Source organism: Faecalicatena faecalis (assembly GCF_012524165.2).
GTDB lineage: Bacteria > Bacillota > Clostridia > Lachnospirales > Lachnospiraceae > Faecalicatena_A > Faecalicatena_A faecalis.
The window spans coordinates 1-16,749 of sequence record NZ_JABACJ020000043.1; the positions used below are offsets into that span (position 1 = coordinate 1).

General features: G+C 33.2%; 15 protein-coding genes. 9 read left to right on the forward strand and 6 right to left on the reverse strand.

Going from position 1 to position 16,749, the window contains the following annotated elements; translation table 11 throughout:
* Positions 1-201: 201 nt before the first annotated feature.
* From HGO97_RS23165 to HGO97_RS23200, 8 genes are all read left to right on the forward strand, one after another.
* A complete protein-coding gene (locus HGO97_RS23165) occupies positions 202-507 on the forward strand; it encodes a hypothetical protein (protein WP_216245580.1) in 306 nt (101 codons plus the stop codon).
* Positions 508-512: 5 nt separating this feature from the next.
* Positions 513-719, forward strand: a complete 207-nt coding sequence (locus HGO97_RS24590) for a DapH/DapD/GlmU-related protein (RefSeq protein ID WP_408610873.1) — start codon at positions 513-515, stop codon at positions 717-719.
* Between the two features lie 51 nt (positions 720-770).
* Positions 771-1,781, forward strand: coding sequence for a stealth family protein (locus tag HGO97_RS23175; RefSeq protein WP_216245582.1), 1,011 nt, complete (start codon positions 771-773; stop codon positions 1,779-1,781).
* Between the two features lies 1 nt (position 1,782).
* Positions 1,783-2,604 carry a glycosyltransferase family 2 protein gene (locus HGO97_RS23180; protein WP_216245583.1) on the forward strand — a complete coding sequence of 274 codons (822 nt, stop codon included), beginning with the start codon at positions 1,783-1,785 and terminating at the stop codon, positions 2,602-2,604.
* A 419-nt stretch (positions 2,605-3,023) separates the two neighbouring features.
* Positions 3,024-3,872 carry a hypothetical protein gene (locus tag HGO97_RS23185; protein WP_216245585.1) on the forward strand — a complete coding sequence of 283 codons (849 nt, stop codon included), beginning with the start codon at positions 3,024-3,026 and terminating at the stop codon, positions 3,870-3,872.
* A gap of 22 nt (positions 3,873-3,894) precedes the next feature.
* Positions 3,895-4,656 carry a hypothetical protein gene (locus HGO97_RS23190; RefSeq protein ID WP_216245586.1) on the forward strand — a complete coding sequence of 254 codons (762 nt, stop codon included), beginning with the start codon at positions 3,895-3,897 and terminating at the stop codon, positions 4,654-4,656.
* 63 nt (positions 4,657-4,719) lie between these two features.
* Positions 4,720-6,165: a flippase gene (locus HGO97_RS24340; protein ID WP_216245587.1), complete on the forward strand. Its 1,446-nt coding sequence runs from the start codon at positions 4,720-4,722 to the stop codon at positions 6,163-6,165.
* 24 nt (positions 6,166-6,189) lie between these two features.
* Positions 6,190-7,254 (forward strand): acyltransferase family protein, encoded by a 1,065-nt coding sequence (locus HGO97_RS23200; RefSeq protein ID WP_216245588.1) that lies wholly within the window; start codon positions 6,190-6,192, stop codon positions 7,252-7,254.
* 153 nt (positions 7,255-7,407) lie between these two features.
* Here HGO97_RS23200 and HGO97_RS23205 read toward each other — a convergent pair whose 3' ends face one another.
* From HGO97_RS23205 to gmd, 5 genes are read right to left on the reverse strand one after another with little or no spacing between them, the layout of a single operon-like run.
* Entirely contained in the window at positions 7,408-9,102 is a 1,695-nt protein-coding gene (locus tag HGO97_RS23205; RefSeq protein WP_216245589.1) for a phospho-sugar mutase, read from the reverse strand.
* A gap of 35 nt (positions 9,103-9,137) precedes the next feature.
* Complete coding sequence (locus HGO97_RS23210; protein WP_216245590.1) at positions 9,138-10,166, reverse strand: type I phosphomannose isomerase catalytic subunit; 1,029 nt, start codon at positions 10,164-10,166, stop codon at positions 9,138-9,140.
* Complete coding sequence (locus HGO97_RS23215; protein WP_216245591.1) at positions 10,108-11,451, reverse strand: sugar phosphate nucleotidyltransferase; 1,344 nt, start codon at positions 11,449-11,451, stop codon at positions 10,108-10,110. Before HGO97_RS23215 ends, HGO97_RS23210 begins: the two co-directional genes overlap by 59 nt.
* A gap of 39 nt (positions 11,452-11,490) precedes the next feature.
* Positions 11,491-12,432 (reverse strand): GDP-L-fucose synthase family protein, encoded by a 942-nt coding sequence (locus HGO97_RS23220; RefSeq protein WP_246597740.1) that lies wholly within the window; start codon positions 12,430-12,432, stop codon positions 11,491-11,493.
* Between the two features lie 48 nt (positions 12,433-12,480).
* A complete protein-coding gene (gene gmd, locus HGO97_RS23225; protein WP_216245592.1) occupies positions 12,481-13,530 on the reverse strand; it encodes a GDP-mannose 4,6-dehydratase in 1,050 nt (349 codons plus the stop codon).
* 214 nt (positions 13,531-13,744) lie between these two features.
* Here gmd and HGO97_RS23230 point away from each other — a divergent pair, with 214 nt between their 5' ends.
* Positions 13,745-14,578, forward strand: a complete 834-nt coding sequence (locus HGO97_RS23230) for a helix-turn-helix transcriptional regulator (RefSeq protein WP_246597742.1) — start codon at positions 13,745-13,747, stop codon at positions 14,576-14,578.
* A 333-nt stretch (positions 14,579-14,911) separates the two neighbouring features.
* Here the strand turns inward: HGO97_RS23230 and HGO97_RS23235 are convergent, their stop codons facing one another.
* On the reverse strand, positions 14,912-16,219 hold the full coding sequence (locus HGO97_RS23235) for a UDP binding domain-containing protein (RefSeq protein ID WP_216245596.1): 1,308 nt from the start codon (positions 16,217-16,219) through the stop codon (positions 14,912-14,914).
* Between the last annotated feature and the right edge of the window lie 530 nt (positions 16,220-16,749).

Genomic DNA, 16,749 nt, shown 5'->3' on the forward strand with positions numbered 1-16,749 from the left:
AGATCAGGATATTCAACAGAAGTTGGAACAGATACTATGTGTTGATACTAGTTTAGTGGTCAGAAGAGCATTTGAAATGGTGAATTCTAAATTTAATAGTCGTACATATGCCGAAAATTTAGGGAAACTATTCAGGAGTGTATAAAACAAACGGGAAAAATTTTATATCTATCCATTTATTATGGAGGAAAAGTGTGATTTATGAATAAATTTAAAAAGGTAATAGCAGTTGTCTTTCGAAATTTAATAAAACCTATGCAATATATTAGACCTAATACTTATATGCAAATATATTCATGGTATTTAAAGAAATTAGGATTACATTTAACCGGATCACCAAGGTATATCCACCCATCTGTTTCATTGGATGGGACTGGTTATGATAAGACATATTTAGGAGACGATATTGTTATTTCCAAAAATGTTGTATTCCTTAATCATGATTATTCATTGGGGTGTGGATTGAGGGCTTTAGGAGAGCATCATGATACAACACCATATTTTTAAGAGAAATTCATGTTGGAAATAATTGCTTTATTGGAGCTAATTGTGTAATACTTCCAGGAACAAATATAGGTGATAATTGTATTATCGGGGCTGGAGCAGTAGTCAGGGGACGGATTCCTTCAAATTGTATAGTAATTGGAAATCCAGCTACTGTTATTTCAAAGACTACTGAATGGGTTATGAAATATAAAGACACCAATAAGTATAAATAATATTGAAATGCTAAGGTACTAATCTCAGGGGGAAATATGAAAAAGCACTATATGAATAACATAGATATAGATATTGTTGTTCTCTGGGTTGATGGAAATGATCCATTGTGGCAAAAGGAGAAAGAGCAATATAGCCAAAAAAGAGATTCATCAAAAGATTCTGCTAGATACAGGGATTGGAATATTCTACCTTATTGGTTTAGAGGAGTAGAAACATTTTTACCTTGGATTAGAAAGATCCATTTTGTTACATGGGGACATTTGCCCAGATGGTTAAATGTTAACCATCCCAAATTACATATAGTAAACCATAAGGATTTCATCCCAAAGGAATATCTACCTACTTTCAATTCCCCTACTATTGAAATGAATATTCATAGAATAGATGGTCTATCGGAACATTTTATATATTTTAATGATGATATGTTTGTTTTGAAGCCGATGAGTAAAGAAGATTTTTTTGTTGAGGGACATCCATGTGAAACAGCAATCATGAACGCAATATCGTGTGTACCTGGCTGGGAAAATGAATCCTATATACAGTTTAATAATGCAGGGATTATAAACAAGCACTTTAACAAAAAAAAAGTTATTAGAAATAATGTAAGTAAATGGCTCAGTTTAAAATACGGGAAACAGCTATATAGAAATATTATTTTATCATCTTGGCCATATTTTACCGGTTTTTATACGAATCATTTACCTACCTCTATGAAAAAAGATACATTTGAGCAAATTTGGGATAATGAATTCCCACTTTTAAATAAAATGTGTAAACATAAATTCAGAAGTCCAGATATGGTGAACCAGTGGCTGATTGCTGAGTGGCAGATGTGTCAAGGTGATTTTGTTCCAAGGAGTCCTGGTATAGGTAAAACTTTTAGTATATCAGAAAATCCAATTGGAAACAGACAAATATTTGACGCAATTAGTAATCAAGAATATAACCTTATTTGCATCAATGATTATATATATGACGATGGACTTTTTGATAATCTACAGATAGAACTTGAAAAAAGTTTTCAGAAGATTTTAGCAAATAAATCTAGTTATGAAATTTAAAATGTTAACTATTACAAGAGGTTTATATAAGATTATGGAATGCAAAATTTCAGTAATTACTGTATGTAGAAATGCTGGCAATACAATTAGAGAGACTATTGAATCTGTTTTCCAACAGAATTACGTTAATTATGAGTATATCATAATAGATGGTCTTTCTAGCGATAACACTCTTCAAATCGCGCAAAGTTATAGAGAGCAGTTCGCCAGTCAAAATATCATGTATAAAATTATTTCAGAAGAGGACAATGGTATTTTTGACGCGATGAATAAGGCTGCCGATTTAGCTATGGGTGAGTGGATTATTTACATGAACGCAGACGATAGCTTTATTAATAATCATGTACTTTCTGATATTTCAAAGTATTTATATGAACAATATGATGTAGTGTATGGTAATACGATGAGGATAAAGGGCAAAGAGAAGTTTTTAGCAGAGGCCAGTCCGATAAATAAAATTACAAAAGCAATGCCATTTACCCATCAGTCCTGTTTAACAAAAACGATGTTAATACGTGAATATCGATTTGATCTTAATTATGAGGTTGCAGATTATAACTTATTTCTACATTTGTGGTTGGATGGATATCAATTTTTACAAACAGATGTAACAATTGCTAATTATTCTGTGGAAGGATATTCCAATCAAAATAAATATAAAACATATAAATCTACTTTGCACATAAAGCATGACTTCGGTTTGTTAAATAAGGACTCTTTAATACAAAAAATTAAGAATATTTATTTCCGTATGCTGTTGGATGAAAATATACTTGGGCATAGAGTAGCAAAGATAATATGGCAGAAATATCATAATTCTTAGAGGTGAAATAATTGAAGAATACGCCAATACATATAACAACAAAATTAAGTACGTGTAGAGTTGTAATATTTTTCTTTGGTATAATGGAAATTTTGAATTGTAGAGGATTCCGACTTCTATTACCAATTTCAGTTCAACAATATACATTCCATTCTTATAAAATATGTACATTCATATCAATCGGAATTATTTTGTTCTATTGTAATAAAGATATTAAACTATACAAATCGACGCTAAAATATATTTTTTCCGTTTTGATCTTGTGCTTTCTACCACAATACTTTTACACATCTGCACAGTATTCCCAGACCCTTGCAGATTACATTGAAGCCGTTGATCAGTACATTTTTATAGTATGGGCTATTCCAATTTTATATGTATTTAAAAAGAAAAATGGTATCCAACAATTATTGGAAATTATGACTACTATAATAAATGTTGGGTACAGTATAATACTGGTTCAAGCCCTTTTAAAAAATTATTTTAATTTTGTTTTTTTTAATGTTGAAAAATGGGGATTGGCCAATGGTAGAATTCGTATGCCAGATTTGAGCAGTTTTGCAATTTTATTGCTTATTTTTAATTGGTACAAGTTCTTATGTCATACAGCACGAAAAAAAAATGTCTTCGCAATTGCTTTAATCGTCGCTGTTACTATATATGTTGACCGTGGAAGAGTACAAATCTTAACAATGCTTTTAACGCTTTTTTTAATGTTATTATTTTATAATCAAAAAAAGGTGAACAAAGTTTTTCTATGGAGCATAACAATAATATCTTCTGCAATCGCCTTGTCTAGTGGCCTAATAACCACTTATCTATCACAATTTACAGAGGCCAATAATGGTATATCAACAACTAATAGGCTAAAAGAACTAGAATTCTATTTGGGGAAATTTACAGAACATAAGTTTTTTGGTATTGGATTAGTTCCAGAACATAATATATATGATTTAATGGGTATCTCTTCTGCAGGAAATATGAATCCTTATGATATAGGGATTTTTGGTTCTTTAGGTGTTTTAGGTCTTGGTGTGATAATTATATATGGAATTGTTTTAGTACGTTGGGGAATTATCTGTAAGAAAACTATGTCTAATTCTAAATATGACAAAGAGGGAATTCTTTTACTGGGAATATTTGCTCATGCATTACTTTCTAGTTTTACAATGATTGTACTTAATTATGTGAGAATACCAGTATTTCCATTTTATATTGCTATTTTTGAATATTTTAATTACTTACAAAAATATAATGTGGGGCCTTAGTTATACAAGGAAAGGTGAAAAAATGTTATTACTGATTACAGGTTGCATAAACGTAAATCCAAACACACCCTATGTAACTATTTCAGATATGAAAGATCGTTTAAATTCATATAAGGAAACTGTTCGTTGGGCAATAGAAGAGAGTACTTTTGATAAAATTGTATTTTGTGAGAATAGTGCATATCCGTTCGATATGGGAACTTTTCAATCGATAGCAAAGAAGAAATGCAAAAAAATAGAGTATTTGACATTTCAAGGTAACACCTCACAGGTTATTAAACATGGAAAAGGGTATGGAGAAGGTGAAATTATAGAATATGCCATAAAAAAAAGCGTATTGCTGCAGCACGAAAATGCGTTCTGTAAAATTACTGGAAGACTTAAAGTAAAAAATACTTTTGAACTTGTTTGTGATGTAAATAAAAATTATTTTATGAACAAAAAATATTTGCCACAAGTAGATACAAGGTTTTACTATGTACAGAAAAAAATATTTTCTGAGTATTTATTAAAACAGTATCTTAGAGTAAACGATTATGAAGAATATTATCTAGAAAATGTTTATTATGATGTTTTAAGGAGTAATAAGATACAATATTCCTGCTTCAGTCATCGCCCTCTTTTTAAAGGCGTTGGAGGTAGTAATGGAACTAATTATGATGATAGGAAAACAAAGTTAGAGATAATATACAATGTACTTTGTAAAACTAATCTATATAATTCTACCACATTCTGGAGGTTTGGTCATAAGATAAAAAATTTATATAGGAATATTGTTAAGTAATAAAAGAGGTGTTACAGCATAACATTTACGTTATAAGATGGTCTTAAGGAGGATATTTGAACAGTGAAAGAAAGTTTAAGGAAAAACTACATTTACAATATGATATTCCAACTTATTGCTATCTTGGCTCCTTTTATTACCACCCCATATGTATCAAGGGTTCTAGGGGCAGATGGTATTGGAGAATATAGTTATGGACTTTCTGTAGTGACATATTTTGCTATTTTTGGTACTTTAGGAATTACTACTTACGGTCAAATTGAAATAGCCAAAATTAGGGATAATCAAAAACAGTTAAAATGTTTAATAACAGAAGTTATGGCAGCCCGGGTTTTAACAATGCTTTTAAGTTGTATTACATATATTAGTGTCATAGCCCTTTCAAATGCTCATAGTAAAATGTTGTTAGTATTATTACTTTATTTGCTGTCACAGATAAGTGATGTATCCTGGATATTACAAGGGCTGGAAGAGTTTCAATCTCTTGTTATTCGGAACATAATAATTAAAATAGTTAATATAGTTATGCTCTTTCTTTTTATACAAAACAGAACAGATTTGTATCTCTATGCGGGTATAATGCAGGGAACTGTATTTGTAGGGAATTTTTTCCTTTGGCCATATGTATGGAAATATTTTTTACCATCTATATTTTCAATAAATGTTTTACTCAAGCATTGGAGAGCCAGTATGGCTTATTTTATTCCCACAGTTGCCACAACGATCTATACTGTGTTAGATAAAAGTATGATTGGGTGGATTACGCATTCGGACTTCCAAAACGGATTTTATGAGCAGGCTCATAAAATTGAACAAATCTTAGTAGTTGTCCTAACCTCTTTGGGAACAGTTACTTTACCCAGAATAACAAATATGTTTAATAAACATGATGATAAAGGTATAAAAATCATTATGAAAAAAACAATTACATTGGTTTTGTTTATATCGATTCCTATGTGTTTTGGTTTGATAGCAATTGCTGATAGATTCATACCATTATTTTTAGGGAAAGGGTATAATGAATGCATTATCTTGACCCAAATTTTCAGTTTATTAATTATTGTTGTAGGATTGGATAATACAATTGGGAGACAATGTTTAATGGCTGCAAATCGACAAAATCTTTTTAATAAAGGAGTTATTTGGGGGGCGATTGTAAATGTCTGTCTCAATTTAATTCTGATTCCAAAACTAGGAGCAATAGGAGCAGCAATTTCTTCTGTATGTGCAGAACTATTAATACTAGTAATTTTTGTATACTACAGTAAAGACTTGCTGGATTTTAGTATAAAAAAATCCCTTGTTAATTACTTGGTATCAGCAACACTTATGTTTATTTTACTTAAAACTTTAGAGCTTAAATTAAATGATAGTATTTTTTCTATTATTGTCATAATTACAGCCGGTGTTTGTTTCTATATAATAGGACTATTAATTATGAAGGAAAGTTTAGCAAAAGAAATCCTTATACAGAGTATTAATTTTCTTATTAAAAGAAAACATTTTTAAAGGAATTATGAAAGGTATAATCAGATGACTAGAAAATCAAATATTGAACTAATTAGAATTTTTGCGATAATTATAATCACATTATCACATTTAGCATGGAATACCACAGTTCTTCTGAATGAGGGCATCAATAATATTATTGGTGATTGTTTTGTAATCGGCGGCCGAATAGGAGTAAATATTTTTATATTGATAACGGGCTATTTTTTATGTCTGCAACAACGTAGATTTAAAAGTATTTTAAAACTTTGGTTACAAATTTTTTTCTATTCAATAATCCTTTATATAATTAGCATCTTATTATTTCATGACTCAATAAATATCACTGAGTTTATTACATACTTATTACCGGTAATATTTAAAAAGTGGTGGTATGCTTCTGCTATCATAGGATTATATCTCATAATACCAATTTTAAATTTACTAATTTTACAAATGTCAAAGAATACACATAGACTTGTCCTTGTTGTGTCAACATTTATGCAAGTTATAATACCAACCATTACAAATCAAGAAACATTCTATTCCGATTTGTGCTGGTTTGTTTATATATATTTTATTGCAGCATATATTAGAAAGTATTTTGAAAGAGAAATAGAAAAATGGAAGAGTAAAAAGCAGATAATTATTTTCCTTGCCATTTTTACCTGGATTTTAATATTTTTGTCCATTATTATTATGGGTAAATTGGGGAATTACTGGGGCATATTTAAACGTGCACAGTACTACTTTGCATCCAATACGAGTTTTTTTGCCCTGTTGGATGGAATTTTGTGGTTCATTGCGGCTTTAACCATTAAGGACATTAGCAATAACTTTGTAAATACAATTGCGAAACATACTTTTGCAGTTTACTTAATACAATCTCATCCTTTTTTTAACAAACATATATATGATTACTTTAATTCAATAGTTTTTTCTGCTACATTTTGGCTACAAGGTTTTGCTTACATAGTCTTTTTATTTATATGTGCATTTATTATGGATTCTATAAAAGAACCTACAGTAGAAAAGATGATTAATAAGATGGAAAAAAGAAAAGCGTACAAAAAATTAGAAAAAATTTTAAACTATGATATACCAAATTAGTAGAAAATTTGATTATTAAAAGAGGAAGATGTCGCTCAATCATTTAGTACCATGATTTTGTGGCACCTTCCTCTTTTAATAATCAAAATTTAGAAATGTCTATTTGAAATAATAGACATAGTCTAAATAAATTCTTATACTCTTATCCCCAATTTATAATTGTACATATTTTTCAATATCTGTAACAAGTATTTTTTCAATATCTCCTGCCGTTGTCTTATCCTTCGCACATACAGAAATGTACACTTTCATTTTTGGTTCTGTTCCAGACGGACGGATTACGATAGAACAATTCTCTTCTAATATGTATTTAATTACATTAGATTTGGGCAGTCCCTCAATACCCAATTCATAATCTAAACATTTTACTACTTTATAACCGCTAACCTGTTCGATTCCGTGGCGAAAGCTATGCATAATTTTCTGCATCGTCTCTACTCCCTGCGGACCTTCATAAGTATATGAATGCAAAGTATTTAATGTATAACCATATGTTGAGTATAATTCATTAAGCTTATCTAAAAGTGATATTCCCATGGTCTTATAATAAGCAAACATTTCACTAATCAGAAAAGTTCCTGCAACCGCATCTTTATCACGTACATAACCTCCACTAAGGTACCCATAACTTTCCTCAAAACCGAAAATATAAGAATCTAACATCCCTTTACTTTCAAGTATGCTAATTTGTTCACCAATATACTTAAATCCAGTTAGTACATTGATTGTTGTGACGCCATAATGAGCAGCAATTCGTTCCGCCATATCGGTTGTTACAATTGACTTGATAAATACTGGATTTTCGGGCATGGTGCCGTTTTCTATTCGCCTTGCACAAATATAGTCCAAAAGTAAGATTCCAGTTTCATTTCCTGAAAAAAGAATATATTCTCCATCTGGACTTTTTACTGCAACGCCTACCCGATCACAATCAGGGTCGGTGGCCAATAGTAAGTCGGCCTCTACATTTTTAGCATATTCTATACCTAACGACATTGCCTCAAAAACTTCTGGGTTTGGATATGGGCAGGTTGGAAAATTTCCATCGGGCAGCTCTTGTTCTTTTACAATTTGGATATTGGTATACCCACTTTCCTGTAGAGTACGAAGTACAGGTTTTAAGCCAGTTCCATTTAATGGACTATAGACTATTGAAACATTTTTAGAAATTAAATTATCTGGTGTTAAAAGAGACTCTTTTTTTACATGTTCTATATAGTTTCTTTCAAGTTCTGCTGTAATATATTGAATTTTGCGAGTTGAAATACCATGTTCAAAGGTTATTTTTTGAACACCCTCAAATATATTTACCCGATTAATTTCTGATAATATTAAATTAGCTGCTTGAATCGTTATCTGACAGCCATCTGGTCCATAGACCTTATACCCATTATACTTTGATGGATTATGAGATGCAGTTATCATAATTCCTGCTGTACAATTTAATTCTCTAACAGCATAAGAAAGGCAGGGCGTCGGCATTAGTTGGGAATATATATATACATTAAGTTTATTTGCTGCAAATACTTCTGCAGCTGTCTGGGCAAATAAATCTGATTTCTTACGGGAGTCATAGCTTATGGCAACTAACCATTTATCCTTAGGAAAGTTATTCTTTATATAATTTGCTAACCCTTGGGATGCCTTTGCAACAGTATAGATATTCATTCTATTTGTTCCGGCACCAATGACACCCCTAAGTCCTCCCGTTCCAAATGACAGATTGCGATAAAAGCAATCTATTTTTTGTTCAGGAGAATCCGATATTGCCTGCAGCTCATTAATAATATCCTGGTCCTCGGTTGCATGCTCCAGCCAGGATTGATATAACGTTTCTATATGCTTCATTTATTTATCCTTCCTTATTTTAAGAAAACCTAATTTTAACAGTGTACTCCTAATAGTTCTGCTTTCCCGTGAAATCTCATATTTACAGAGTTAGCTGGAGTAAAAATACAGTCCCCTTTAAAGAAATTTAAGAATTCCCCATCTTCCATAAAAATAACTCCACAGCCTTCCATACATAAAAAAACATGAAAAGAATTTTTTTTAGTATAAAATTCAACCATTTCTCTGGAACGTTCCGTATTAAGTAAATGACGTTCGACTTGGAAATATTTACAACGACATAGTAACTCGGAGGCAGATCCTTTTTGGTATTTCAGTACCCTCAGTGGCTGTCGCGGTTCACTACTGCCTTTTAAATTAATCACGTCCAGGGCTTTTTCCCTGTGGAGTTCTCTTAAGCATCCATTTTTATCCAATCGATCATAATCATACAAACGATAAGTCAAGTTAGAATTTTCTTGTATTTCTGCTATCAAGGCACCTGCACCAATTGCATGAATTGTCCCTGCTTCAATAAAAAACACATCATCTTTGTGGATACTTACTTTTTGTAGATACTTTTCAATTGTTCCATCCTTCAGACTACTATTTAAAGTATCTTTATCCATATCATGATAAAAACCATAAACGAGTTTTGCATCCTCCTTAGCATCCATTACATACCACATTTCAGACTTTCCCTGTTGTCCATGCTCTTTAGCGTGGGCATATGTATCATCAGGATGAACCTGAACAGATAGATTTTCTTTGGCATCAATCAGTTTAATTAAGATTGGGAGCTGTCCATTTCCTGATGTTTGTTCTGGATGGGTCCCCAAGTATTCAGGATGTTCGTTTAATACATCTGTTAACGTTTTTCCCTTCCACTCACCACTTGCTACTATGCTTGGACCATCTGGGTGCGTCGAACATTCCCAGGTTTCAGCCAAACATTCATCTGCTACATCCCTCATAGTATCTTTTCCAAATTCTTCTCGAAGTCTCACTCCTCCCCACAGATAGTTCTTACCTGCTGGTGACAGAAGAAAGGGTCTGCTGTGGTAGCTTATATTTCTTTTTGTCATGTACACTAATCTCCTTACCTAGCTGTACTTCCATAACCTTTAGTTCAGTTTCTGCGATAATTGTATGTCGTGTACCAGCCTGCATTGTAATCACATCACCACGGTGTACAGGTTCCTCCATCCCATCAACAATCGTTCTACCTATTCCGGAAAGGATTGTCCATACCTCATCTCGCCTCTCATGACTATGATAGTTCATACTATGTCCAGAATTTAAGGTTACTTTGATTGTCATGCTTTCATCTTCTATGTCCTGTACTTCAAATTTTCCCCAAGATTTTTCTGCAAACATTATTTGCTGTTCCATGGCATCTACATATGGCTTAATGTAACTGGATTGCTCCTTATCGGATACAAGGATTCCCTCTGCACTGGCAGAAACGATTACATTCCTTAACCCCATACATAAGATGGGAATATCCAATTCATTGATGACACTGGTATTTTCGCAAGTATTATTACATATACCATTACCAATTATATTTTCAGACATTTCTTCACTTAAGGTATTCCACGTCCCAAGATCTTTCCAGTATCCTGAAAATCTCATAACTTGGATACTAGGCTCTTTTTCCACTATAGCATAATCAAAACTTATTTTAGTTAATGATTCATATTTGTCATATAAGTCTTGATAATCCGTAAAATCAATTAATTCGTGAGCTTTTCTTAAAACATATCCTAGTTTATAGGCAAAAACTCCGCCATTCCAAAGGGCTCCTTGTTTTATATATGTTTTGGCAGTTTCAATGTCAGGTTTTTCTTTAAATGTTTCCACACAACTCAATTCTTTACTACTCTTAGGAATTATGTATCCATACTTTTCGCTAGGATAAGTTGGTTTTATTCCCATCAGAACCAGATTTGCTTCTCCTTTTTCAGCCTGTTTTCCCAATTCCTCTAATGCTTCAAAATATTCATTTTCAACATAGGGGTCTACTGGACATACAACAACAGATTCTTCCTCCGATATTTTTTTGACATCATGCAGATAAGCTGTTGCAAGTGCAATAGCAGGAAAGGTGTCTCTTCTAAATGGCTCTACACTGATTCCAACATCATCCCCCAATTGATTATGAATTGTGGAAACCTGTGTTTTAGACGTAGCAATTGTAACAACAGAATTGGTATCAACAGCCTTAATCTGACGATATACACGTTGTACCATGGACTCATATTCTCCATTTATTGTTTTAAAAATGGGGATAAATTGTTTAGAACGAATTTCATTTGATAGGGGCCATAATCTTTTCCCAGAGCCTCCAGACAATAGTATAATATTCATAAATGTTCTCCTTCTATTAAATTATAACGGTATTTCATATTATCTTTCTGCCCTTATGGGATTTTTTAGAAAGTCTTCATAAGCTAGACGGATTCCATCTTCCAACTCTGTTTGATAATGCCATCCCATCTCTTCAATCTTAGATATATCCAACAGTTTACGAGGGGTACCATTAGGCTTGCTAGTATCCCATTTAATATCCCCATTGAATCCTACGATTTTTGCGACTAATTTAGTCAATTCCTTAATTGATAATTCTTTTCCAGTACCGGCGTTAACCGTCTCATTTCCACTATAATTGTTCATTAAAAATACGCACAGATCAGCTAAATCATCAACATAAAGAAATTCACGAAGAGGAGAGCCATCTCCCCAGCAGGTTACTTCTGACAGTTCAGCCTCTTTTGCTTCGTGAAAACGGCGAATCAAAGCTGGTAGAACGTGACTGTGTGTGGGATGGTAATTATCATTTGGTCCATATAGATTAGTAGGCATAACGCTAATAAAATCAGTCCCATATTGTTTATTCAAAAATTCACAGTATTTTAAACCAGAAATTTTAGCCAACGCATAAGCTTCGTTTGTTTTTTCTAATTCACTTGTAAGTAGACAGTTTTCTTTCATTGGCTGAGGTGCCATGCGAGGATAAATGCAGGAAGAACCTAGAAATTCAAGTTTTTTACAGCCATTCTTCCATGCTGCATGAATTACATTCATTTCCAGCATTATGTTATCATACATAAAATCTGCAAGTGCCTGCTGATTTGCGACAATTCCTCCGACCTTTGCAGCTGCTAGAAACACATACTCTGGTCTTTCCTCTGCAAAGAAATCCATAACGGCCTGTTGATTAATTAAGTCTAGTTCTTTATGTGTTTTTGTAATAATATTGTAAAAGCCCTGTCTTTCGAGACAACGTTTAATTGCAGAACCAACCATGCCTTTATGTCCGGCTATATATATTTTTGCACTTTTTTCCATAATTTAAATGTACCTTCTTTCAAATTTTACAGAGAGTCCTCTGGTTTTCTATTGAGCCGCTTTCATAGCCGCTTCTTTTTTCGCTAAAAAACGATCATGCTCTGACATAATCTTTATTAAATCCTCGTAGCTGGTCTTCTGTGGATTCCATCCAAGTATTTCTCTTGCTTTAGTCGGATCCCCCCAAAGATTATCAACATCGGTAGGACGGAACCAAGCAGGATTAATACAAATCAGCATTTTTCCACTATCTACGTCATATCCCTTTTCATCTAATTCTTTACCTTCCCAGCGGATTATTATGCCATTAGCTGCAAATGCCTTTTCTACAAAATCCCGAACTGTATGCTGTTCACCTGTAGCAATAACAAAATCTTCTGGTGTATTGTGTTGGAGAATCATCCACATACATTCTACATAATCTTTCGCATACCCCCAATCGCGAAGAGAATCCAAATTACCAAGCTCAAGATGATCCTGCAGACCTTCCGCTATTCGTCCCGCTGCAAGGGTAATCTTTCTTGTTACAAAGTTTTCTCCCCGTCTTTCGGATTCATGATTAAACAGAATTCCATTTACTGCAAACATACCATAAGCTTCCCTATATTCTTTTGTAATCCAATAGCCATACTGTTTAGCAACTGCATAAGGACTATATGGATGAAAAGGGGTGGTTTCCCGTTGTGGGACTTCCTCTACCTTTCCGTATAATTCGGAAGTAGACGCTTGATAAAATTTTGTCTTTTTAGTAAGTCCCAGAATACGTATTGCCTCCAGAATCCTAAGTACACCAATAGCATCCACATCTCCGGAATATTCTGGTACGTCAAAAGATACCTGTACATGTGATTGTGCCGCCAGATTGTAAATCTCATCCGGTTGGACTAAATTAATAATTCGAATTAGGGAAGAAGAATCTGATAAATCACCATCATGTAGCGTAATTAAATTTGAGGAAATCAGATGGTCAATCCTTGCCGTGTTCGAAATTGATGACCGTCTAGTAATTCCGTGCACCTCATAACCTTTTTCTAATAAAAACTCTGCTAGATAAGAACCATCTTGTCCTGTAATTCCTGTAATTAATGCCTTTTTCATATTCATCCTCCATAATATATTTTTTTAATTAACATATAAATCTATTTTTATGCCTGTTATATATTGTAGCGGATGTAATTACATTTTTTGAGTGTTTATATTGCCTATTATTAGCACGATATTGACTTTTCGAGTTAAGAAGAATATGATTAAAATTATTATATACGCTATAGAAAGGAGAACAATCTTGAACTCTTTTACCTTTCAGGGAGATATGGAGTCTTCAAATCGTATCTTATATACACCTTCTAGTTTTGCGAAAAAAAATCTACTCCATTTGCAGGAAATCGGACAACTAGAAGCCACAAGCCCGCATGATAGTAAACGTGAAAATTTATCTTCGTATTTATTTTTTATGGTGACATCCGGTTCTGGCTCGTTGAGATATGAAGGTATTTCATATCCTCTTATAGATGGTGACTGTGTATTTATTGATTGCAGAAAACCTTATTCTCACAGTACAGGAGATAATTTATGGCACTTAAAGTGGGTACATTTCTATGGCCCCAATATGGATGCTATTTATGCGAAATACGTAGAGCGGGGAGGTACACCTGCTTTTCATCCTAAAGATGTATTTCGTTATGAGACACTAATATCTACGTTAAATGAAATAGCGGCCTCATCTTCTTATGTAAAAGACATGAGTATTTGCGAAAAATTAACAGCATTGCTGACGTTATTGATGGAAGACAGTTGGCATCGAGATCAGCATCCCGATGTTCTTTCAAAAAAACAAAATCTTCAGCAGATTAAAGAATATTTAGATCAGAATTATCAACATAGAATTACATTAGATAATTTGGCAGAATTATTTTTTGTAAATAAGTTTTATCTCTCTCGGATATTTAAAGAGCAATACGATGTTACAATTAATAACTATCTCCAGCAAGTCCGTATTACACATGCCAAGCAATTGCTTCGCTTTTCCGGCTTATCAATGGATAAGATTGCTGTAGAGTGCGGAATGAATGATGCGAACTATTTTGCCAGAGTATTTAAAAAAGTAGAGGGAATTTCTCCAGGAGAATTTAGGAGGATTTGGTAGGGAATGAGTATTTCAATGCAAAAGGCACAGATAAGTTGAACGAAAGTTTACCTTATACTGCTATTATTTGGCGCTTACGTTTATTGATATATATAGAATACAACTTACTGATAATTTAAGAAGAACCGGACTCAGAAGGATTCTTATATGGTTTGGTCCAAACTCTGATTATCTTACAGGATAGTATAACTTAAAATCTTTTGCAGACAAAATAGAATAAAATACTTGCAGTCCTCACGACTATCGTATAGGAACTGCAAGATTTAGATATCATTTTATTAAGTGCCTACTGGCGAAGGTGGTGCTCTTAGCCTTTAAATATTTTTCTTAAAATTAGTCTCTTCTAAAAACATCTCTAGTGTAAACCTTCTCACTTACATCATCTAAACAGTTGTCATACCTATTTGCAAGGATGGCGTTACTCATTGTCTTAAATTTTTCGAGGTTGTTAATGACAAGGCTACCAAAGAACTTTTCTCCATCAGATAAGGTAGGCTCATAGATGATAACGGTTGCTCCTTTTGCCTTCACACGCTTCATAACTCCCTGGATGGAGCTCTGACGAAAATTATCGGAATTGCTCTTCATAGTCAGTCTGTACACACCAATGACTACTTCCTTCTCTTTTTTACTATCCCACTTATTATCGGAACTATATCCATAGTATCCAGCTACAGCTAAAATCTGGTCAGCGATAAAGTCTTTTCTGGTTCTATTACTTTCTACAATAGCAGTCATTATGTTCTGCGGAATGTCAGCATAGTTTGCCAGCAATTGCTTGGTATCTTTAGGCAGACAATATCCTCCATATCCAAAGGAAGGGTTATTGTAATGAGAGCCTATGCGAGGATCAATACACACACCCTTGATAATTGCCTGTGTATCAAGTCCTTTCATTTCTGCGTACGTATCTAGTTCATTAAAATAAGACACGCGTAATGCTAAGTATGTATTAGCAAACAATTTGACAGCCTCTGCTTCTGAAAATCCCATGAATAGCGTTTCAATAGGGGTTTCATCAATATTATACCCCGGTGGAACATCAGATGCTTTTTTCCCTTTGATTGCACCTTCCAAAAGTAATTCCGCAAAGGTGTGAGCTGCAGCAACTAATTTTTTATCCCTTATATCTGTTCCTATAATAACACGTGAAGGATAAAGGTTGTCATACAGTGCCTTGGACTCACGGAGAAATTCTGGACTAAAAATTATATTTGAAGTTCTAAACTTTTCACGCACAGATGTTGTATATCCTACAGGAACGGTAGACTTGATTACTATGATTGTATTCGGATTCACTTCAAGCACTAGCTTGATAACTGATTCTACAGCAGACGTATCAAAAAAATTTTTAACAGAATCGTAATTTGTTGGTGTTGCGACTACCACGAAATCAACATCTTTATAAGCAACTGTTCCATCAGTTGTAAAAGATATATTTAGATGTTTTCCTCCATCTCTATCTTCCTTCAAAAATTTTTCAATATAATCATCCTGAATCGGAGATATTCTTTGATTCAGCATCTCTATCTTATCAGGTATAATATCCACAGCCGTTATTTTATGATGTTGTGCCAATAAAATTGCAAGGGATAGACCTACATAGCCTGTTCCTGCAACGGCAATTTTATATTGTTTCATTTTGTTTTTTAACTCCTTTATTTTTTAGTAAAATTTCTAATAAGCTTTTTCGAACAGAGTGAAAATTTTTCAGTAATATTACTTATTAGATACTGGATTTCATCAGCTTTCTTTTTAATGTAGTTGTGATTTTTTTATCTATTAAGTATAAAATTACTGTTCCTATAAAGGTTATGATTATGAAAAGCGTTATCTTATTAAATTCAGGTATATTCAGTGTAAAAAGTTTCAAGGCATATCCATGAACCAAATACAATTCATAAGAGACCAATCCTATTACATACCCAAAGTTGGCTAAACGGCTTTTATGTCTATTTTTACAATTACAGTTTAGTAATAAACGTACTAAAAGGATTAGCCCACTTGATATACAAATTTTTATGCATAAATCTCCTGTTATAAGGAGAATATGTGGTAAATTTGATTATTCCGGGCCTGCGGCCCACCTAGGCCGCAGTTTAGCGCAGTTAGACCGCGCATCAGCTCATTTGATACAATCCGCGTTTCGGCACATGCCGATCGCAGATCAG

Excerpts from the sequence above, each read along its gene's own strand:
- HGO97_RS23235 (WP_216245596.1), bottom strand. The coding sequence starts at position 16,219 with ATGAAACAATATAAAATTGCCGTTGCAGGAACAGGCTATGTAGGTCTA.
- HGO97_RS23175 (WP_216245582.1), top strand. The coding sequence starts at position 771 with ATGAATAACATAGATATAGATATTGTTGTTCTCTGGGTTGATGGAAAT.
- HGO97_RS23230 (WP_246597742.1), top strand. The coding sequence starts at position 13,745 with ATGGAGTCTTCAAATCGTATCTTATATACACCTTCTAGTTTTGCGAAA.
- HGO97_RS23165 (WP_216245580.1), top strand. The coding sequence starts at position 202 with ATGAATAAATTTAAAAAGGTAATAGCAGTTGTCTTTCGAAATTTAATA.
- HGO97_RS23180 (WP_216245583.1), top strand. The coding sequence starts at position 1,783 with ATGTTAACTATTACAAGAGGTTTATATAAGATTATGGAATGCAAAATT.
- HGO97_RS23215 (WP_216245591.1), bottom strand. The coding sequence starts at position 11,451 with ATGAATATTATACTATTGTCTGGAGGCTCTGGGAAAAGATTATGGCCC.
- gmd (WP_216245592.1), bottom strand. The coding sequence starts at position 13,530 with ATGAAAAAGGCATTAATTACAGGAATTACAGGACAAGATGGTTCTTAT.
- HGO97_RS23185 (WP_216245585.1), top strand. The coding sequence starts at position 3,024 with ATGACTACTATAATAAATGTTGGGTACAGTATAATACTGGTTCAAGCC.
- HGO97_RS23205 (WP_216245589.1), bottom strand. The coding sequence starts at position 9,102 with ATGAAGCATATAGAAACGTTATATCAATCCTGGCTGGAGCATGCAACC.
- HGO97_RS23210 (WP_216245590.1), bottom strand. The coding sequence starts at position 10,166 with ATGACAAAAAGAAATATAAGCTACCACAGCAGACCCTTTCTTCTGTCA.
- HGO97_RS23200 (WP_216245588.1), top strand. The coding sequence starts at position 6,190 with ATGACTAGAAAATCAAATATTGAACTAATTAGAATTTTTGCGATAATT.
- HGO97_RS23190 (WP_216245586.1), top strand. The coding sequence starts at position 3,895 with ATGTTATTACTGATTACAGGTTGCATAAACGTAAATCCAAACACACCC.
- HGO97_RS23220 (WP_246597740.1), bottom strand. The coding sequence starts at position 12,432 with ATGGAAAAAAGTGCAAAAATATATATAGCCGGACATAAAGGCATGGTT.